The organism is Nakamurella sp. A5-74, assembly GCF_040438885.1.
Classification (GTDB): Bacteria; Actinomycetota; Actinomycetes; order Mycobacteriales; family Nakamurellaceae; genus Nakamurella.
In genome coordinates this window covers 2,612,399-2,631,502 of the sequence record NZ_CP159218.1, presented here as the reverse complement: position 1 = coordinate 2,631,502, position 19,104 = coordinate 2,612,399, and the positions used below count along the sequence as shown (strand labels likewise).

The window sequence follows — 19,104 nt, the reverse complement described above, 5'->3', positions numbered from 1 at the left end:
GACAGGGCGGGTTCAGCCGAACGGCGCCCGGACGAGCAGAGTCAGCGCTGCGGGGTGATGCCCAGCGGTACACCGGCCAGCGGCCGGGTCCGGGTGGCCAGATCGTCGGCCACCAGACGCAGCGCTGTCGCAGCCGCTGAGTGCGTGGCCTCCGGTCGAAGGATGAGCGGCAGGCCGCTGTCGCCGGCTTCGCGGAGGGCGATGTCCAGCGGGATCTGCGCGATCAACGGCACCTTGGTACCGGTGATCGTCGACAGGTGATCGGCGACCAGTTGCCCGCCGCCGCTGCCGAACAGCTCGAGCAGACTGCCGTCCGGAAGGGTCATGGCGGACATGTTCTCCACCACGCCGACGACCTTCTGCCGGGTCTGCAGGGCAATCGCGCCGGCGCGTTCGGCGACCTCGGCAGCGGCCTGCTGCGGCGTGGTGACCACCAGGATCTCGGTGGTCGGGATGAGTTGGGCGGTGGAGATCGCCACGTCGCCGGTGCCCGGTGGCAGATCCAGCAGCAGCACGTCCAGGTCGCCCCAGAAGACGTCGGACAGGAACTGCTGCAGCGCCCGGTGCAGCATCGGCCCGCGCCAGACGACAGGGGTGTTGCCGTCGACGAACATGCCGACGCTGATCACCTTCACCCCGTGCGAGATCGGCGGCAGGATCATGTCGTCGACCCTGGTGGCCTGACCGGTGACGCCCATCATCCGCGGGATCGAGAAGCCGTAGACGTCTGCGTCCAGGATGCCGACGTTCATCCCGCGAGCGGCGAGCGCGGCAGCGAGGTTGACCGTGACCGTTGACTTGCCGACGCCACCCTTGCCGGAGGCGATCGCGTAGACCCGGGTCCGAGAGCCCGGACGGGCGAACGGAATGTCCTTCGTCGCCCCACCGCGCAGTCCGTCGCGCATGGCGCCGCGCTGCTCGTCGGTCATCACGCCCAGCGTGAGATCGACGTCGGCGACCCCGGGGATCGCCCGCACCGCGCCGGTGACATCGCGCGTCAGGGTGTCCTTCATCGGGCAGCCGGCAATCGTCAGCAGCACCCGGACGCGCACCAGGGCGCCGTCGGCGGCAGGCTGCACCACCACCTCGTCGACCATCCCGAGCTCGGTGATGGGTCGACGGATCTCCGGGTCCTTCACGCCCGCGAGTGCGGTGCGGACGATGTCCTCGGTGACGGTGGTCGTATCGATCGGCATGGGTGCGGTGGTTCCTTCCGTCGCCCGCAGATCGGGCACCTCCCAGGCTAGCGCCACCAGGTGCGGGGGCATTCCCGCAGCAAGCCGGAGGCGCTGTGGGTCCCACCACCCCAACCCCGCATGTACCCGCTGGGCACAGGCCACGCACAGACGTCCCCCACCCCGGTGTGCGAAAATGGAGATTCACCAGATCAGGAGGTGTCCCCATGACGACGCCACGAGGGTTCGGTCCCGGCCAGCCCGCCGGTTTGACCGTTCCGACCCCACCCACCGGCTTCACCGTCGCTGCCTATCCGACCTATCTGCAGGCACAGAGCGCCGTCGAACATCTCGCGCGCAACGATTTCGCGATCCGTGACGTGACCATCGTCGGGTCCGATCTGCAGATGGTCGAACGGGTCACCGGCAAGCTCACCGCCGGCAAGGTGGTCGGTGCTGGAGCCGCATCCGGGGCCTGGATGGGCCTGTTCGTCGGTCTGCTGATGTCGTTCTTCTCCCAGGTCCAGGGCGGTGTGCTGATCCTGGTGCTGGTGGCTGTCGCCATCGGTGCCGTCTTCGGTGCCGTCATGGGGCTGCTGGGCTACAACGTCACGAAGGGCCGTCGCGACTTCACCTCGGCCAGCCAGGTGGTGGCCCGCCGCTACGACGTACTCTGCGAGCCGCGTTCGGCGGAGGCGGCCCGCAACCTGCTCGCCCGGATGGAGCTCGGCAACAACACCGGAGCCCCGGTTCCGCAGCAGTTCAGCCCACCCGCAGGCCGCTGATCGGGATTGCGGCCCGGAAGCTGCTCAGAGCCAACCGCGCTTGCGCAGCATCCGGAACAGCAGCACGCAGACCAACACGATCAGGCCGATCGCCATCGGATAGCCGAATGTCCAGTGCAGCTCGGGCATGTGCTGGAAGTTCATCCCGTAGATCCCGGCGATCGCCGTCGGCACCAGGGCGATCGCAGCCCACGCCGAGATCTTGCGCATGTCCTCGTTCTGCCGGGTGGTGACGTTGGCCAGTCGCGCCGAGACCAGGGTGTTGAGCAGTTCATCGAACGTCCAGACCTGCTCGACGACGCTCTTGAGATGGTCGGCGACGTCACGGAAGTACGCCCGGACGGCCATCGGGAAGAGCGGCGAGTCGTCGTCGATGAGCTGTTCCAGGGCGAACCCGAGCGGGACCACCGCGCGGCGCAGTTCCAGGATCTCGCGCTTGAGCAGGTAGATCTGTTCGATCCGGACCTGCGATCGGGTGTCGAAGACCAGGCTCTCCATCTCGTCGACGTCGTCCTCGACCTCGCCGATGACCGTCAGGTAGTGGTCGACGATCCGGTCGGCGATGGTGTGCGCGACGGCCGCCGGGCCGAGAGCGAGGTGTTCGTGGTCCTTCTCCAGGGACGCCCGGATGTCCTTGAGTTCACTGTGCCTGCCGTGCCGGACGGTGATGATGAAATCCGGACCTACGAGCAGCAGGATCTCGCCGGTGTTGACGATCTCGACGGCGGTGGTCGACGACTCGTGATCGACGTACTCGACAGTCTTGATCACCAGCACGCTGTAGCGCTTGTAGCGCTCCAACTTGGGCCGCTGGTGCGCGTTCACGGCGTCCTCGACGGCCAGCCGGTGCAGGCCGAAGACCTGTGCCACTTCTTCCATGTCGTCGGCGCTCGGCTCGTGGAGCCCGACCCAGGCGAAGCCACTCCCGTGCTCCTGGACGGCGGCGTAGGTGGCCGACAGACCGGAACAGTTGTCGACCCGATGGCCGTCGACGTAGGCAGCGCAGTCCACCAGTGAGGGGACTCGTTCCACCTGCGTCGGAGCGGGCTTCTGGGGGGGACGCCCGTGCGGGAAGATCGGTGGCAGCGAGGGAAGCCGGGGCACGATGCCACGGTAGACCGCCCGCGCCGCCGGCGGGTGTCGGCACTGCAGATATTGACGAGGTTCTGACGCCGACCGGTCCGGGAAGAGCGCGCCGCGCCCTTCCGCAGGCGTCGGTGGTGCGCGCCCGGACGGCTCCGCCGGCGCAGTAGCGTGGGAGCACCATGCGCATCGATCTGCACACCCATTCCCTGGCCTCCGACGGCACCGTCGCCCCTGCGGATCTGATGACCGCGGCGTCCGCGGCCGGCCTGGATGTCATCGGGCTCACCGACCACGACACGACGGCCGGCTGGGCTGCGGCCGCTGCCGCCCTACCGGCCGGCCTGACGCTGGTCCGCGGAGCCGAGTTCTCGACCTACGTGACGGTGCCCCGCAGCATCGTCAGCGTGCACCTGTTGGCGTACCTGTTCGATCCGCTGGATCCGGTGATCGTCCGGGAGCAGGAGCGGCTCCGGGCGGAACGGCTGCAGCGTGGTCTGCAGATGGTCGAGCTGATGATGGCCGACGGGCTGCCGATCACCCAGGAACAGGTGCTGGCGATCGCGGCCGGTGCGCCGGTGGGGCGACCGCACATCGGTCGCGCGCTGGTCGAGAGCGGGGTGGTCGGGTCGGTGGACGAGGCGTTCGACGGTTATCTGGCCGGACGCGGGTCGTACTACGTGCCGAAGCTGGACATCGAACTGCTGCCCGCGGTGCGGATGATCGTCGCTGCCGGTGGGGCGCCGGTCGTCGCGCATCCCCGGGGGCGGGGTGAGGGTCGGGCGCTGACCCCGCAGCTGATCGCCGAGCTCGCCGCCGCGGGGCTGGTCGGTCTGGAAGTGGACCATCTGGACCACGACGACGTCGACCGCGCGGAACTGCGGGGGATCGCGGCCGAACTCGGCCTGCTCGTCACCGGGAGCTCCGACTTCCACGGCACCAACAAGAAGGTCCAGCTCGGCGCGAACCTCACGGACCCGGCCGCGCTCGAGGTCCTGGTCACCCGGACGTCCGGGGTGACCCCGCTGGTGACCGCGTGACGAGCGCCGGCGACGGTGGGACACGTCCGCTGCCGAGCGTGGGCGGGCCGGGCGTGGGTGGGCCGGGCGTGGGCGGGCCGAGCGCCGCCCCGCACGACCACCGCGCACGGCGGTCGCCGCAGGACGAGCAGCCGACCACGGTCATCGGACGGGTGCCTGAGCGTCACGCCGTCAACCCACAGCCGCGTGCTCCCGAACGCGCGGGGCGGGGCCTGCGTGGCATCGAAATGATCAGTGGGCTGCTGGGCGGCGGCCTGCTGCTGGCCGGCCTGGTGCTGCTGGTGCTGCAGTTCGTCGCGCCTGCTCTGGTGACGGCCGGGCGAGGACCGGGCTGGTCTGCCGTGGCGGTGCATCTGGGCGTCGGGGCCGTGGCTGAACTGCTGCGCGCCGTGCGCGGGCGACTGGGTCCTCCGGCGCGCTGGGCGGCAGCAACGCTCGTCATCGCCGCGGCGATCGGGGTGTTGTTTCTCGTCTGGTGGTGAGTGGAGTCACCGGAGGTGAGCGTCTCAGCTGACGACCTCGCGCGGGACACAGTTCGGGTGGCGTGTCTCCGGGTCTGCGGAGCCGAGCGACGGTCAGTCGAGACCTCTATTGGTCACTGCTGTCGCTTCAAGACACGGGGCACCGGATTCCGCCCGCTGCCGAGGACGCCGCCACGGTGCAGCGCGCCCGGATCGTCGAGCTGAGCGGGGACAACATCTGCGTGAGTGTCGACGAAATCCGGTGGGCTGTCCCGAACACAGAGGGTCCGCTGCGAGGCGCAGCGTCGGTGGCCGTCATCGGTTGGGAGGGTCCGCGACTGACGGATTAGAGCGCCGATGAACGAAACCCGGTCGGGTGCTGCGCTGCATTCTCATTTACCGAGTGGCTGGCCCCATTTCAGTTGAGTGGTTCCCCGTCGGCCACGTTGCACGAATCGGCCGGGGCTCCGTGCTGCTCCTGCTGCTGAGCTGCCGGACATGCTGCGCAGTAGTGAGCGTCGGAACCGAGCAGTCCGCGCACAGCGACGGCACACGCGGCAACGGTCCGCAGGTCGCTCGAAGGGTAGCCGACACTTCATCCAACCCGTTCTTCGTTCGACGGCGCGAGTGGTTAGTTTCTCGACAACGCGATCCACGTGTCGATGTCCGGCAGGAAGGAATAATACCCGGGATCGCGCGGTCCGCATCCAACGCCCCAATCGACGACTGCGAATACTCGCGGATCCGCATCCGTTGTGTATACCGGTCCTCCGGAATCACCTACGCAGGTGTTGTCACTACCGGGGCGAGCTATCGCGCACCATTGCGGAATATCAGGAGAGATCTGCAGAGAAGCCTGAAGTGCCGTCGACCGTTCGAGCCCGTCCTCGCAATTTTTCGGTGCATCCTGTTGCAGGTCGAAACGCTTGAGGGTGCACGAGTATGCGTAACTGATAGCCGAATGTCCCCAACCCGCTGCTGTTCCTCGCTGTGGAGGATTGTCTGATGCTTCAGTGAGCGTCGAGGCAATGCTGTAAGGGCTTACTGGAACGGCCAAGCGAAGCAGGCTCAGGTCTGACGATGACGCACCCGGTGCATGTGGGAGGATCTCTGCAACACGGATACGGATACCAGGTACAGGTCCGCCGTCTGTGGTTCGGCAGATGTCATCCGCACCCAAGACCACGTCAATACTGGATGCCGACCGGTGGTCGACGCAATGAGATGCGGTGATTGCAAATTCCGGACGAACGGCGACAGCGCCGCAAAACTGGCCACTGAACAGGTCGTCCTGCGGTGCACTGTGGTTCACCAAGGCCATCAAACCTGGAGTTCGCGTCGGCAAATGAGACGGAGGTTCAATATTACGACTGGGCAACAGTCCGGTGATTCCGATGATCAAGACGACGCTCAAGACATGTCGCCATGAACGTCGCCGACCGCTTCCTTCAGCATTCTGCCGCAACGCGCAACCCGACCGCAGTGTTCTGATAGAAGCTGTCATCGTGATAGGTGTATTCAATACGCATCGCGGAAAAGGTCGCAGGCAATGCTGCGGATATCTGCAAATGAATCAACAGGTTGTAGACGTCAGCGCTTGTGTTGGCCGCTGGCACGACGCCGTCGGTGTACTTGGACAAATCCCAACCAGGAATTTCGGCAGTGCGCGACGCAGAGAGTGGCCAACCCGCGCTGACGCCGATCAGAGCGTCATGTGGGGGCAGGGGTACGACGTACGACCCCGCGACGTTCAGTCCTACCGAATCGACCAGCTCGACATGAGTGATAGACAAAGGAGAGTCACCGGTATTGTTCAGTGCATCAAACCCGAAAGCAACATCCGTTGCGTCACGCAACGCGGGTATGCATACCGTCGAGTGCCCGTCCCCAAACGCGAACAGGCTACCCAGTTCGATGGTCTGTCGGTCTGAACAGCCGTCAAGCAAGCCGATCAGCAGGAGGAGGACGCCCCCGATGGCACCGTTGCGGACGGGACCCCTCCCACTCGTCCTGTTCGTCATCCAGTTGAGATGAGCTGGGCCGGTGTTTCGCCCGGAAAGCCATTCGTTCCGCAGATATGGCCATTTCGCTTCATCTTGAAACTGACCTTGGCCTTGGAGGTATACCCAGTGGTCACCGAGAGGTCCAGGCCGAAAGCCGGACCAGTATTGACACCATTGGACCAAGTAATTGCGGTGGATGAATCGCGAATGAAAGTGGACCCGCTGTCCTGGCGAACACAGTACCGTTGTCCGGACGGTAATCCAACACTGACGCTCGAAGAGCCCCCAGCGTAAGTTGGACGCGCTTCATAGTGAGTTTCGTAATAGACGCCGCCAGGGCCGCCTCCTTCGTAGGAGCAATTGACGTAGTACTTTTGCCAGTGGAAGTATGTGCGGTCCACGGTCGAGACGTCCTTTGTAGTGAAATCGACCTCAGACGTGGCTGTCACGGTGGTAGAACCGGAAGCCTTGAACGTCCCGAACGAGCCACTCGAGGATAATCCAACAGAAGTGCCACTGGTGGCCCCCTGGACGTACTGGAAATCTGTGTTAGCAACTACCGGACCGGTGGTGTACCGTTCGCCAACTGCTGCGAGCCTCGCTCCGTAGTCCTGAACTACCTTTGAGGAGCAAGTTTTCGGTGCGGCACTGGTCGTCGCCACCGCTGCGCCAGATGCAGTGGGCTCGGAAGAAGCATGACTCGTATTATCTGTGCTGGGGACGGTCAGCGCCCGCGCCGAGGGAAGGCCGTTGATTGAATTCAATCCGACGGCCCGACCAGCGCTGTTCATTTCCAAGCCCATGGAGAACGAAAAGGGCGCTTCCTTGCCGGACTCGTCCATTGTCTCAACGTTCATGACCCCGTTTCGTCCGGCTGACGTGGTCAGGCGATCGAAGTCTGTGATTGCTAGCGAGTATGAGCCGTCGGCGTCAACGGGCACTGAAATTATCGGCTGCAACTTGAAGGTATCACCGACCTTCAGTGAGTTCATCACCGGTTCCGACGGCCACGCGTAGAGGGTGACGCTATTTTGTCGAGTGGCCCCGGCTGCGTCCTGGTATGTTGGAGTTGCAGATCCCAGTGCGACCTGCGCCAAACCTGATGGGGTGACCGCGTCGGCAGGATTTGTGACGAGTGTAGAAATGCCAAGCACGGCGGCCGATGAAAATACAATAGCCGCCCCTCTCGACCATCTACCCGATCGGCCAGCTCCGGCAAATCCCCTGTTACTCGATGATTCGATCACGCCGCACATCCCCCGTCGTTGGCGCCGCGCCCATTGCGACGGCGAGAAGGTACCACAGACAACTACCGCGATGGAAGAACGGCCACCCGATTTGGTGCGACTGTGTTAGGCAAGCATCGAGAGTGCTGCGCGGCATCGGTGACGCTTCGAATCTGGGGCAGTCGGAGGCCTATGCATCAGGTGCTGGCGTGGACTGGTGCGGTCGCGTTGCCCGGGGGCCGAGCGACCCACGGGTCTTGTCGGCACGATCATCTGATGCCCGGTACTACCCGGGGTCCTCGAGCCCTGATCGCCGGTTCGGTCGATGCCGAGATGGCTGCACGCCCTGGTCCAGCAGCAGACCGGTTTCAATCTCAGCGCTCGCGACGTTCTGTGGTCGGGGGCGTGAGGCTTGCCGCGCACGTACCGGCCATCACGATCGCGAGCCCCGCTGTTTCCATCATCAGAGCGATCCGCACGGCCACCGCGCAGCCGTTCCAGTCCTTCTATAACGGCACCTGCGCCCGCGCCTAGTGTCCCGCGCCAGTAATGCGTTGCAATAGCCGTCCGAGGGAGTTGAGGATCTCGTCGGCGCTTTTGGTCCAGATGAACGGTCTGGGTTTGGTGTTCCAATCCTTGATCCAGGTGCGGATGTCGGCTTCCAGTTGCGCAACGGTGTCGTGGTGGCTGCGTTGCAGCAGGTCCCCGGTGACGTAGGCGAAGAAGCGTTCGACCTGATTGATCCAGCTGGAATAGGTTGGGGTGTAGTGCATGTGGAACCTTGGATGCTCGGTGAGCCAAGTTTTGATCGCCGGCGACTTGTGCGTGCCGTAGTTGTCGCAGACCAGGTGCACGGCCAGATCTGCCGGCACTTCGGCGTCGATCTTGGTGAGGAACTTCTTGAACTCGATGGTTCGGTGCCGACGGTGCAGGCTGGAGATGACGGTGCCGTCTGCGGTGTTGAACGCCGCGAACAGGCTCGTAGTGCCGTTGCGAACGTAGTCATGGGTGCGTTTCTCGGGCATGTCGGGCATCATCGGGAACGCCGGTTGCGACCTGCCCAGGGCCTGGACCTGCGATTTCTCGTCCACGCACAGCACCACCGCAGCCTCCGGCGGGTTCAGATACAGACCGATGACGTCGTAGACCTTGGCGACGAATTGCGGGTCGTTGGACAGTTTGAACCCGTCGGCGCGGTGTGGTTTGAGCTCGAACGCCTTCCAGATCCGCCCGATCGTCGACTTCGACAGACCCGAACGTTCGGCCATCTTCGACCTCGACCAGTGGGTGGCATGCTTGGGGGTGGACTCCAAGGTGGCGACCACGACGTCCTCGATCTGCTCGGCGGTGATCGTGGGCGGCTTGCCGGGCCTGGGGTCGTCCACCAAACCGTCCAGCCGGGACTCGACGAACCGAGCCCGCCACTTGCCCACCGTGGGCTTGGCAACCCGCTCCTGCGCAGCCACTTCAGTGTTGTTCAGCCCAGATGCGCAGGCCAACACGATCCGCGAGCGCAACGCCAGAGCCTGCGAAGACTTCGCCCGCCGAGCCCACCGCCGCAACTGCTCAGACTCTTCCCCGGTCAACTCCAGCAGCGCCATCGGGCGACCCCTCGTCATACCCCAAATTCTACCCGCTGACAACGGATTACTGGCGCAGGACACTAGTACTACAGCCGTAGATCGATCTTGTAGTGCTCTGATCTGCGGCGATAGTGGTGGTATCGGGCGGTGGCTTGGTGTTTCCGTCGCCAGATTGACCAGTGCAGGACGTGCTCGCGGGTCGCGATCGCTCCGACTGTGAGGGTGTCGAAGAGTTTTCGCAGCTCGTTCAGGGTGAGATCGATCAGTCCGGTTGGTGCGGGTTGGCGGTCTTTCTCGGCAGCGGTGGTGACGGCAAGGAACGCCATCGCGAGCATCGCCAGGGTGCTCCAGCGGTGCCAGGAACACCACCGCCGGACCTGGTGTTCATCGAGTCCGGCTTGCCCTTTGGCGGTCTGGAACGATTCTTCGATCTTCCATCGTTGCCCTGCGACCCGGACCAGGGTGGCCAGCGGGACCGGTCGCGGTGAGTGACAGCGGTAGTAGGCCATCTCGCCGGTGGAATCGTTGCGGTGCAGCAGCAACCAGTGCAGGCCAGGCTGATCACCGGGTATCCGGATGAGCGCCCACGAGTAGAACCGCGGACCCTTGGTTCCCGCGCCGGCTGACATCTTCTGCCACGACTGCGCGGGCAGCGTCCCGGTCAACGCATCAGCGCGGACAGCTCCGCCCTGGGTCGGTACCCGGTGATCACACGCGACGGCCAGCACGTAGCCCATGGCTGTGTCGGTGAGCGCTGCACGAAGTTTGGAGTCGTTGCCGTACACCTCGTCGCCGGCGACGAACCGCGCCGGGACGCCAGCCTTTACTGCCGACAGGATCATCTGCAGGGCCAGTGCCGGTTTGGTCGCGAACCCGACACCATCCGGGACACCGGCGCTGGCCATCCGGACGGGGTCATCGGTCCAGGACCTGGGCAGATACAGCGCCCGATCGATCAACGCATGCCCGCGAGGGGCCGCGTAGGTCAGGTACACCGCGACCTGAGCGTTCTCGATCCGGCCTGCAGTTCCGGTGTACTGCCGCTGCGCGCCGACCGTGTGCACGCCCTTCTTCACATCGCCGGTTTCATCAACGATCAGGACACCGTCCGGGTCACCGAACTCCTCAACCACATAGTGGCGCAGATCATCGCGGACCGCGTCAGCATCCCACTTCGCACGGGAAAGCAAGTGCTGCAACCCATCCGGGGAAACATCACCTCGATGCTCAGCGATCGTCCAACAGTTCTTCCGGTCCAGACCGGACAACAACCCGAGCATCAACGCACCAGCATGCCGGGCCGACTCGTACCGCGCGAACCGCGGCCGGACGCGGTCCAACAGCGCGCCGAACCCGTCCCACCACCGGTCAGGCTCTATCCTGTGAGCCGCGGCCAGCGCGACGTTCTTGTTTGTCTTCACAACCAACCATGATCACGCGCTGGCCGCCCCGACCTGCGACAACACGCCCAAAACCTCGATCTACGGCTGTAGTACTAGCTGGCCGGAAAGCTGATCCTGAGGGTCCAGATGCAGATGGTGCAGCCGGAGACAGCGAAGGAACTTGGCGACCTGATCCTCGAGATCGCCGATGCAGAAAAGGACACCAGCAAGACTCACTTCGCGCAGGATGTCTCGCCGCTCGCCAAGCAGATGCGCACTGTGGCCCGCTGGATCGAGGTGTCCGCCCGACTGGCTGCCGCCGGCACCGCTCCGGCTGTCGCAGCCTGATCCTTGATCGGGTGAGCTCGGGTTCGCCCCGGCAACACCCACCCGGCCATCGACAGTGGAGCTGCCCAGCTATGCCGCTGGCACCAAGCGGTCGGCCGGCAAGCTGCTGGCTCTCGTTGTACACATCCGGATCTGAGAGCAGGCCGGCTCCTGCGTCTAGAGACGCCCTTTCGACCGGTCGATGGCCCTGGGTACGTCCTCACGCGGTGCCGTCCGGCCCGCAAGCTCCCGTGTGACTCGGAGCTCCTGCTCCAACCAGACGGTGTACGAGCTGATCCTTTGTCCGAGCTTGAACAGCTTGATCTCCACGTCCTCCGGTGTCGTGGACGAGTCACGAGCAACGTCGCCAACCAGCGAGCAGAACTGCTTGGTGAGGGACTGCCGAACGAAGGTTGCCTTTCCGAACCGCAGGTCGGCGTACAGCATGTAGCCGATGACCTTGCCGGTGTCGGCCAGCTCGGCGCGCAGCCGCGCGATCGCGGCGTCCTTCTCGGCGATCTCCGCCAGCAGATCCACCGACGGATCGGGCTGGCACCTGTTGCACCGGACACCGTGGGTGTCGATCCCGTTCTCCGCGTGGAACTCCGGGTCATCGCCAGGGCAGCACCGGCAGCAGCGGAACAGGCGGTCAGACATTGGTTCGGCCGAGCTCGAAGGAGCGGAACTCGTAGATCGCCGTACGAAGTGCCGCGGCGTCGTCCTCGGAGTCCGTCTTTTCGCACCGCAGCCCCGCGTAGACCACAGCGGAGCGCACGCGCATGTGCTCATAGTCCGCGTTGGTCGAGCAGGCCGAGGGGTGAGGCGCGACGAGACCGCGCCGGATCGGCGGGTGGTTGTCACTCAGGTGCGCAGGGGTGGTGTGGGTGCGGATCGCTGTCGGAGTAAGAGAGGGCCGGGTGGGATGGGTGTCTGGACTCGGCGGGGGCGTGGTGTCGGTCGGTACGAACCAGGTCGTTGGTCCCACACCACCTGTCCTGCAGCGACTTTTCCGTGAAGTTCGTCGCGGTGGACGAAGGTGTGGTGGGCCCGGCAGAGCAGGGCTGCGTTGTTGAGGTCGGTGGGTCCGCCGTCGATCCAGTGCACCAGGTGGTGGGCGTCTGTCCAGTGGGCTGGGATGTCGCAGCCGGGGAAGGTGCAGTGCCGGTCCCGCTGCCACAGCAAGCGTTTCTGGGGGAGGGTGAACAGCCGTTTCTCTGTGCCGCAGTCGAGGACGGCGCCGTCGGATCCGAGGACGGTGGGGATGATCCCGGCGTCGCAGGCGATCTTGCGGACGGTGTCGGGTGCCAGCAGGGTGCCGTCGGCGATCGTGCTGATGCAGGTGCCGGCTCCGGTGCGTTGCTGCAGGTCGTCGAGATTCATGGTGACGTGCACGATCGCGGTGGGTGCTGCGGTGACGCCTTGGCCTTGGGCGAGGACGGACCGGCGCAGTGCTTCGATGACTGCTTGGCCGCGGCGCCGGTCGGTGGGCCGGCTGTCCCGTTCGCCGGTGACTGCATCTGGGCGTGGCGCGGCGAGGGTTTGGATGGCGGCTTCCAGGATGCTGAGGCCTTCGTTGTCGACGACGAGCCGGTATTCGTGCAATCCGGTCGACGTCTCGGTGGGCGAGGAGAGGGAGATGTGGCGGCGGCAGCGTTCCTGGAAGTTCGCGAACTCGTCGGGCTTGCCGTGGTGCGCGAGGATCCACTGCCGCAACTCACGGACACCGCGGGGGCCGTACTCAGCGCCGTGGTTGACCAGGTGTTTCAACACGATCGGGGGCGCGTCCGGCAGCAGCTCCGGGACGAGTTTGTCGTACTCGCCCTGCACGACGACTGCGGTGGTGAGGTCGAGGTCGGCGGTGCGGATGGAGTCGGCGATCTCGGCGAGGTCGGGTCGGCGGAGGATGTGCGCGGCTTTGGCGATGGTGCTGGCTTCGCGGCGGGAGTGCCAGCCGTGTTCGGCCACCCAGCCGCGGGTCGACGCCGACTGGGAGGCCTCCACCGCGCCGCGGGTCTCGGCGTCGGCGGTGACGATCACGCTGGCGGCGCCGGCCAACGCGCGGATTTCGGCGAGCTCAGCGAGGAACACACCCAGCTCGGCGGATGGGCACTGGAAGATGCTGCTGTGCAGGGTCTTCAGCTCGGCGGCCAGCGTCGCGATGTGTGCGCGGGTGTCGGCGACGATCGCCCCGCCGGTGCTGTTCATGGGTACGACGTTACTCAGGGGGTCCGACAGTCGGCCTTCTGGAAGTGTCTGTGGGACAGGGACGTCGGTCACGATCCGGTCACGATGTCGATGGATCCGGAGGGGCGGCCAGGTCGTGATTCGCACCGGGTCTTGACGTGACGGGATCTCGACTCGGTCGTTCCTCCCTCGCTCGATCGGCGAAGGGTGCGGTGGTCCGGTAGTGGTTGGTGAGTTCCTGACCCACACCCGGTCCCGACGTGACGGGATCTCGACGCGCTCCTTCGTCGCTTGCTCGATCGCCGGAGGGTGTGGTGATTGAGCGGTGTAGGCGCCCGGAGCTCGTGCACGGCAACGGGATCCCGACGCGCTCCTTCTTCGTGTGCTTGATCAGCGAAGGGTGCGGTACCGAGCGATGAGGCGGTAGACCCTGCTGCCGCAGCCACTGCCGCGCGCCGGGACCTACGGTGCGGCAACGGTATCTCGACTCGGTCGTTCCTCCCTCGCTCGATCACCGAAGAGTGCGGTATGCGCCAACGGATCTCGACTCAGTCGTCCCTCCCTCGCTCGATCGGCGGAGGGTGCGGTGGTCAGGCGACGCAGGAGCCGAGGGCTTCGTCAGAGCGGGAGCTCGGGGGAGAACGTCGGAGGCTGCTTGCCCAAAAAAGATCGCACGGCCCCGCCGAAGTCGTTGCTGCCGTACGCATTCCGGATGATCTGCTCGTCATCGACAACACCGCCGGCATCGAGCAGGCCGAGGATTCGTTTCGTCGCGAGCTGGGTGGTGGGCGCGAGGCCGGCGACCCGTTCGGCGAGTGCGGTCACTGCGGCATCGAGGCCCTCGCGCTCCAGGACCGCCATCACCGCACCGCTGCTGTACGCCCGCCCGGCGTCCAACAGCGTTGCGGTGAGCAACATCTCACGGACCAGGGAGTCGCCGAACACCGCGATGCAGCGGCGCAGGACGGCCGCCGACAGGGTGTTCCCCAGGGTCGCGGCGATCGGGTAGCCCAACCGGGCATCCGGGGTCACCACCCGCAGGTCGCAGGCCGTTGCCAAGGCCAGACCGCCGCCGACGGCCAAGCCCTCGACCACTGCCAGCGTCACCTGCGGGACCCGCTCGATGCCGCCCAGCGCCCGGACCACGCCGGCCTCATAGGCGACGGCGTCGTCGGTACCCGTGAAGTGGAAAAAGGCGCCGATGTCGGCGCCGGCCGCCAGCGCACGCCCTCCCGCACCGCGGAACACCACCACCCGCACGGTCGGGTCCTGATGGAGCGCCTCGCTCAGCAGCTCGAGGGACGTGAACATCGCCGGGCTGAAGGCATTGAGCTTGGTCGGGCGGTTGAGCGTGACCGTCAACACGCGGTCCGTGCGGTCCAGCAGGACGGCGCCGTCGGCGACCACCTGGTGTCCCGCGGGAATCAGCCCCGCCGCCGGGGTCACGAGTCGGCCGACCAACGCTTCAACTGACGCAGCAGGACGTGCAGCAGGGCATCCGGGGCCTCGACGGCCGCGGAGTGCGCGGCGCCGGGGATCGGCACCAATGCGGTGCCCAACCGTCGGGCCATGTCTGCCTGCAGGTCCAGTCCCCACGCGTCGTCGGCTTCGCCGGACACCACCAGCACCGGCGTGTTGTGTCGCTCGAGCACAGCCGCGAGCTCGTCGGTCCGGTCTCGTTCGCCCAGCAGTGCCGATCCCATTCCGAGCAACCCGGCCGGGGACGAGGACACGAAGCGCTGCCGGAAGTAGGAGGCGAGGTCGGTGGGGGCTTCGTCACGGGCGCCGCCGTTGGCGGCCAGCATCTGCTGCTGCAGCTCCCACGTGAAGGCCGTCCCCCTGGCCCGCAGGACGGGCGCGGCGGCGGTGATCAGGGTCGAGCGCGGTCCCGGTGGCAGTGCGGCGGGGCCGGATGAGAACAGCACGAGTCCCTGGACCTGGGCGCCGGCCAGCACAGCGGCTCTGACCACCAGCCCGCCGAACGAGTGGCCCAGCAGCACCACCGGACCGGGTAGGAGCTGCACCAGCGCGTGCACGACGGCACCCAGTTCGTCGATCCCGTAACCCACTTCGTCGGCCGGGCCGGCGGACTCGAACTGTCCAGGCAGATCCACCGCGACGGCCCGGAAGCCGTTGTCCGCCAATGGATCCAGCAGCGGGGCGAAGTCCTCCTTGGCACCGGTGTAGCCGGGCACCATGATCACGGTTGTGTGCTCGCCGATATCGTCGGCGGGTCTTCCCGCACCGTGCGGAACACCGGTGTCCAGGACGACCAACGTGCTGCCGGCAGCCACCAGTTCCCGGCGAGTGGCGTGGTGGACGGTCAGTTGCCGCGAGGCGGCGCCCACAGATGGGTTCATCGGACGATGCCGTAGACGGCGACCTGGTCGCCCCGCAGTTCGACGAGGTTGCTGCCGATGACTCGCAGGTCCACGCGCTCCGGGTTGGCCGGGCGGGACACTGTCAGGTTGCGCACGGTGGTTCCTTCGATGCGGTTGGCGACGTCGATCCCGGTCGCGGTGGGGATCAGCACGTTCCCGCTGACCGCGCCGGGCAGTCCGATGACGCCGGGGTGTTGCCAGGCCAGCGCGGGGGTGTCGCGTTCTTCGTCGGTGACGGTGGGTGCGGCGCTGCTGGAGCCGGTGGGCAGCAGGTCGGCGGTGGTCGGGGTGGTGGTCACCTTGACGGTGCGGTTTGCGGTGGTGAGGGCCATCAGGGTGGTGCCGAGCAGCGCGTACTGGACGTCGTCGAGGGTGGTGCGGGGGGTGGGTCCGGTGGTGTCGAAGGCGCCGGCGGGGGCGGTCGTCGGGGTGCGGGAGACGACGGATCCGTCGGCGTCGTAGACGACCAGTGCGGTGACGGGGGCGTTGACCAGCACGGCGACCCGGTCGGCGGTGATGCCGAGGATCCTGGCAGCGGTGGCACCGGTATCGATGTCGGTGCGTGGTGCACTGCGCCACGACGACCAGCCGTCGTGGTTCTGGGCGCCGGGGTCGGCCCAGTTCATCACCAGCCGCAGCGTCGGGCTGGTCTGCGGGCAGTTCTCGACGGTGGCGAACTGTTCGTCGGTGACGGCTGCGTCCAGGAACGTGCAGCCGGTGTGCCCGGAGTTGGATTCGGGGGAGGCCGGTTGGTTGCCGTACTGGTAGGTCCGGTACAGATCGAAGCGCCACAGATCCAGCAGGTCGTGCCCCAGCCAACCGGCGTAGGGGCCGCCGCTGATCATCTCGCCGTCGAGCTCGCCGGGCATGGTGCGCTGGTAGACGCGGTCGCCGGTGCGCGGATCCAGGGTGACGACCTCCTGACAGCGGTTGCCGTGCCGATAGATCGCGATGATCCCGCGCACGCCCGGACCGGCCGAGCTCTCGGTCCCCGCAGTGACGTCGCTGGAGTACACCGCACACAGGTCGCGGTTCGAGCGGGAGTAGACCCAGCGCTGTGTTCCGGTGGCCGGATCGCGGCCGATCAGACCGTGCTCGTCGGCGGTCACCACGACACCCCGGGCCGAGGCCACCGCACCCAGCGTCCCGTCGCCGGGCTGCATCCAGAGCGGCTTCAGGGAAGTCGGTGCGCTCGCAGCGTTCTTCGGCAGCGCGGTGTGCGGTGCCTCGTTGGAGGTGACCGCCCGGATGTCGCTCGTCAGATAGATCGTGGCGGCGACCGTCCCGGCGACGACCGCGATCACCAGTGCGATGAGCAGGTCCCGGCGACGGCGTCGGCCGAACGTAGTGGCGGTGGTCTGGACGGGCACAGCGCGAGCTTACCGACGGTCCGGAGGTGGTCCGTCAGGGCTCGCGCCGTGCCCGGAGATCAGCTGGCGTCGCTGCTGCCGGCGGCGGTGTCGTTGCCGGCACCACCGGCGGGCGCTCCACCGGACGATGCGTCCACGGCTGCGCCGCTGCGGGTACGTCGCCGGCGCTTGCGCCGCGGACGGGTGGCGGCCGCGTCACCGACGGACGTGTCCGGGCCGTGGTCGGAGATGTGCTCAGCGGCGCGGTCGGGTGTCCGCTCGCCTTCTGGGGTCGCCGCGCGGTCGCCGCCCCGGGTGCGGGAGCGGGTACCGCTCTCGCGGCCGGCCGCCGAACGGCCGTTGTCGGAGCCGCCGTCGCGGCCGGCCCCTGCGGAACGGGTCCTGGAGACGCGGCCGGCCTTCTTGCCGCCGGTCTCACCGACGTCCTCCAGGGTCTCCGCATCGAGGCCTGCGCGGGTGCGCTGGGCCCGGGGGAGGCGCCCGGTGACCGAATCGGCGATGCCGAGATCGCTGCGCAGGTGCGCGGAGGAGGAGTAGGTCTCCTGCGGGTCCGGGTTGCCCAGGTTGAGGGCCTTGTCGATGAACTGCCACTTGGGGATGTCGTCCCAGTCGACGAGCGACACGGCGACGCCGGTCTTGCCCGCGCGGCCGGTGCGGCCGATCCGGTGGATGTAGGTCTTCTCGTCGTCCGGGCACTGGTAGTTGATGACGTGGGTGACGTCGTCGACGTCGATGCCGCGAGCGGCCACGTCGGTGGCGACCAGCACGTCGACCTTGCCGGCACGGAACGCGCGCAGCGCCTGTTCCCGCGCGCCCTGGCCCAGATCACCGTGCACGGCAGCGGCTGCGAAGCCGCGCTCCTCGAGCTCGTCGGACACCTTCTGTGCGGTGCGCTTGGTCCGGGTGAACACCATCGTCAGGCCGCGGCCCTCGGCCTGCAGCACGCGGCTCAGCAACTCGACCTTGTCCATCGCGTGCGCTCGGTAGACGAACTGCTTCGTGCTGGTGTGGGTGGCACCCTCGTCGGGTTCCTCGGCGCGGATGTGCAGCGGCTGGCGCATGAACGACCGGGCCAGGGTGATGATCGGGCCGGGCATCGTCGCGGAGAACAGCATTGTCTGCTTGACGTCGGGGACCATCCCGAGCACCTGCTCGATGTCGGGCAGGAAGCCGAGGTCGAGCATCTCGTCGGCCTCGTCCAGCACCAGGATCGATGCGGCACCGAGGACGAGGTGGCCGCCCTTGGCCAGGTCGAGCAGGCGGCCGGGAGTGCCGACCACGACGTCGACGCCGGCCTGCAGCGCGGCAATCTGCGGCTCGTAGGCGCGGCCGCCGTAGACGGCCGTGACGACCAGTCCGAGGTGCTTGGCCGCGTCGTGCAGGTCGCGGGTGACCTGGACGCAGAGTTCGCGGGTGGGCACCATCACCAGCGCGCGCGGGGCGCGACCGCGGGTGAGTGGTGCGTCCGGCTCGTCGCGACGCTTGTCGGCGGCGGCGAGCCGGTGCAGCAGCGGGACGCCGAAGCCCAGGGTCTTGCCCATTCCGGTGCGGGCCTGACCGATGAGGTCGGATCCGACCAGGGCAACCGGGAGGGTGAGCGCCTGGATGGCGAAGGTGCGTTCGATGCCGGCCTCGGTGAGGGCCTGCACGATGCGCGGGTCGACCTGCAGGTCGGCGAAGGTGGGCGCCTGCGGCGCGACCGGCGCATCGGCGAGGAGCGGGTGGGATTCCGCGATGTCCTCCGGAGCGATCGTCACCTCGAGGGCGGTGACGTCGGTCGGGGTCGGGTGGGTGTCGTGATCTGCGGTGTGCTGATCGGTCATGTGGTGCTGAGGCCTCCAAGCCTGGTGTGAGCATCTCTCGCACGCGAACGGCTGGGAGGGCCGACCGGGGGAACCGGCGGAGATCTCGTGGCAGGACCGGGACACTGCCCCGGTGGCGTCGCGCGCACACTGTCGTGGGAGGCGGGAGATGGTGTCCGCCGCCCGGCGATGACACCCGCAGACTTGTGAGAGGCCTGCGGCGGACTCACCGGTGAAGCACCGGCGGCCAGTCACCGCGGGCCCCAGTCTACCCGGTGGAACTACGCTGCAGGACGGAACCG

General features: G+C 66.9%; 18 protein-coding genes. 4 read left to right on the top strand and 14 right to left on the bottom strand.

Annotation, left to right across the window (positions count from 1 at the left end; all coding sequences use genetic code 11):
• Positions 1 to 41: 41 nt before the first annotated feature.
• Positions 42 to 1,196 (bottom strand): Mrp/NBP35 family ATP-binding protein, encoded by a 1,155-nt coding sequence (locus tag ABLG96_RS12030; RefSeq protein WP_353647628.1) that lies wholly within the window; start codon positions 1,194 to 1,196, stop codon positions 42 to 44.
• 206 nt (positions 1,197 to 1,402) lie between these two features.
• Here ABLG96_RS12030 and ABLG96_RS12025 point away from each other — a divergent pair, with 206 nt between their 5' ends.
• A complete protein-coding gene (locus tag ABLG96_RS12025) occupies positions 1,403 to 1,960 on the top strand; it encodes a general stress protein (RefSeq protein ID WP_353647627.1) in 558 nt (185 codons plus the stop codon).
• A 24-nt stretch (positions 1,961 to 1,984) separates the two neighbouring features.
• Here the strand turns inward: ABLG96_RS12025 and ABLG96_RS12020 are convergent, their stop codons facing one another.
• The gene (locus ABLG96_RS12020) at positions 1,985 to 3,064 is read right to left on the bottom strand and encodes a magnesium and cobalt transport protein CorA (RefSeq protein ID WP_353647626.1); all 1,080 of its coding nucleotides are present in this window, start codon (positions 3,062 to 3,064) and stop codon (positions 1,985 to 1,987) included.
• 161 nt (positions 3,065 to 3,225) lie between these two features.
• Here ABLG96_RS12020 and ABLG96_RS12015 point away from each other — a divergent pair, with 161 nt between their 5' ends.
• Together ABLG96_RS12015 and ABLG96_RS12010 are read left to right on the top strand one after the other, a co-directional pair.
• On the top strand, positions 3,226 to 4,083 hold the full coding sequence (locus tag ABLG96_RS12015; RefSeq protein ID WP_353647625.1) for a PHP domain-containing protein: 858 nt from the start codon (positions 3,226 to 3,228) through the stop codon (positions 4,081 to 4,083).
• A complete protein-coding gene (locus ABLG96_RS12010; RefSeq protein WP_353647624.1) occupies positions 4,080 to 4,565 on the top strand; it encodes a hypothetical protein in 486 nt (161 codons plus the stop codon). The genes ABLG96_RS12015 and ABLG96_RS12010 overlap by 4 nt, the downstream gene beginning before the upstream one ends.
• A gap of 610 nt (positions 4,566 to 5,175) precedes the next feature.
• Here the strand turns inward: ABLG96_RS12010 and ABLG96_RS12005 are convergent.
• The 5 genes from ABLG96_RS12005 to ABLG96_RS11985 form a co-directional block, all read right to left on the bottom strand.
• Complete coding sequence (locus ABLG96_RS12005) at positions 5,176 to 5,865, bottom strand: trypsin-like serine protease (RefSeq protein ID WP_353651479.1); 690 nt, start codon at positions 5,863 to 5,865, stop codon at positions 5,176 to 5,178.
• Positions 5,866 to 5,992: 127 nt separating this feature from the next.
• Complete coding sequence (locus ABLG96_RS12000; protein ID WP_353647623.1) at positions 5,993 to 6,565, bottom strand: hypothetical protein; 573 nt, start codon at positions 6,563 to 6,565, stop codon at positions 5,993 to 5,995.
• The gene (locus tag ABLG96_RS11995) at positions 6,562 to 7,539 is read right to left on the bottom strand and encodes a hypothetical protein (RefSeq protein WP_353647622.1); all 978 of its coding nucleotides are present in this window, start codon (positions 7,537 to 7,539) and stop codon (positions 6,562 to 6,564) included. The genes ABLG96_RS12000 and ABLG96_RS11995 overlap by 4 nt, the downstream gene beginning before the upstream one ends.
• Positions 7,540 to 8,303: 764 nt before the next feature.
• Positions 8,304 to 9,392 (bottom strand): IS630 family transposase, encoded by a 1,089-nt coding sequence (locus tag ABLG96_RS11990; RefSeq protein WP_353647450.1) that lies wholly within the window; start codon positions 9,390 to 9,392, stop codon positions 8,304 to 8,306.
• 50 nt (positions 9,393 to 9,442) lie between these two features.
• Entirely contained in the window at positions 9,443 to 10,696 is a 1,254-nt protein-coding gene (locus tag ABLG96_RS11985) for an IS701 family transposase (protein ID WP_353651478.1), read from the bottom strand.
• Between the two features lie 195 nt (positions 10,697 to 10,891).
• Here ABLG96_RS11985 and ABLG96_RS11980 point away from each other — a divergent pair, with 195 nt between their 5' ends.
• The gene (locus ABLG96_RS11980; protein ID WP_353647621.1) at positions 10,892 to 11,086 is read left to right on the top strand and encodes a hypothetical protein; all 195 of its coding nucleotides are present in this window, start codon (positions 10,892 to 10,894) and stop codon (positions 11,084 to 11,086) included.
• Between the two features lie 156 nt (positions 11,087 to 11,242).
• On the opposite strand, the gene ABLG96_RS11975 is transcribed toward ABLG96_RS11980, so the two are convergent.
• The 7 genes from ABLG96_RS11975 to ABLG96_RS11945 all read right to left on the bottom strand — a co-directional run bounded on the left by ABLG96_RS11975 (position 11,243) and on the right by ABLG96_RS11945 (position 18,823).
• On the bottom strand, positions 11,243 to 11,602 hold the full coding sequence (locus ABLG96_RS11975) for a hypothetical protein (RefSeq protein ID WP_353647620.1): 360 nt from the start codon (positions 11,600 to 11,602) through the stop codon (positions 11,243 to 11,245).
• 112 nt (positions 11,603 to 11,714) lie between these two features.
• A complete protein-coding gene (locus ABLG96_RS11970; protein ID WP_353647619.1) occupies positions 11,715 to 11,846 on the bottom strand; it encodes a hypothetical protein in 132 nt (43 codons plus the stop codon).
• 80 nt (positions 11,847 to 11,926) lie between these two features.
• Positions 11,927 to 13,270: a DUF222 domain-containing protein gene (locus ABLG96_RS11965; protein ID WP_353647618.1), complete on the bottom strand. Its 1,344-nt coding sequence runs from the start codon at positions 13,268 to 13,270 to the stop codon at positions 11,927 to 11,929.
• A gap of 597 nt (positions 13,271 to 13,867) precedes the next feature.
• Positions 13,868 to 14,710, bottom strand: a complete 843-nt coding sequence (locus tag ABLG96_RS11960; RefSeq protein WP_353647617.1) for an enoyl-CoA hydratase-related protein — start codon at positions 14,708 to 14,710, stop codon at positions 13,868 to 13,870.
• Positions 14,692 to 15,609, bottom strand: a complete 918-nt coding sequence (locus tag ABLG96_RS11955; protein WP_353647616.1) for an alpha/beta fold hydrolase — start codon at positions 15,607 to 15,609, stop codon at positions 14,692 to 14,694. Before ABLG96_RS11955 ends, ABLG96_RS11960 begins: the two co-directional genes overlap by 19 nt.
• Positions 15,606 to 17,000 (bottom strand): hypothetical protein, encoded by a 1,395-nt coding sequence (locus ABLG96_RS11950; RefSeq protein ID WP_353647615.1) that lies wholly within the window; start codon positions 16,998 to 17,000, stop codon positions 15,606 to 15,608. Before ABLG96_RS11950 ends, ABLG96_RS11955 begins: the two co-directional genes overlap by 4 nt.
• A 59-nt stretch (positions 17,001 to 17,059) precedes the next feature.
• Positions 17,060 to 18,823, bottom strand: a complete 1,764-nt coding sequence (locus ABLG96_RS11945; protein WP_353647614.1) for a DEAD/DEAH box helicase — start codon at positions 18,821 to 18,823, stop codon at positions 17,060 to 17,062.
• Positions 18,824 to 19,104: the final 281 nt, after the last annotated feature.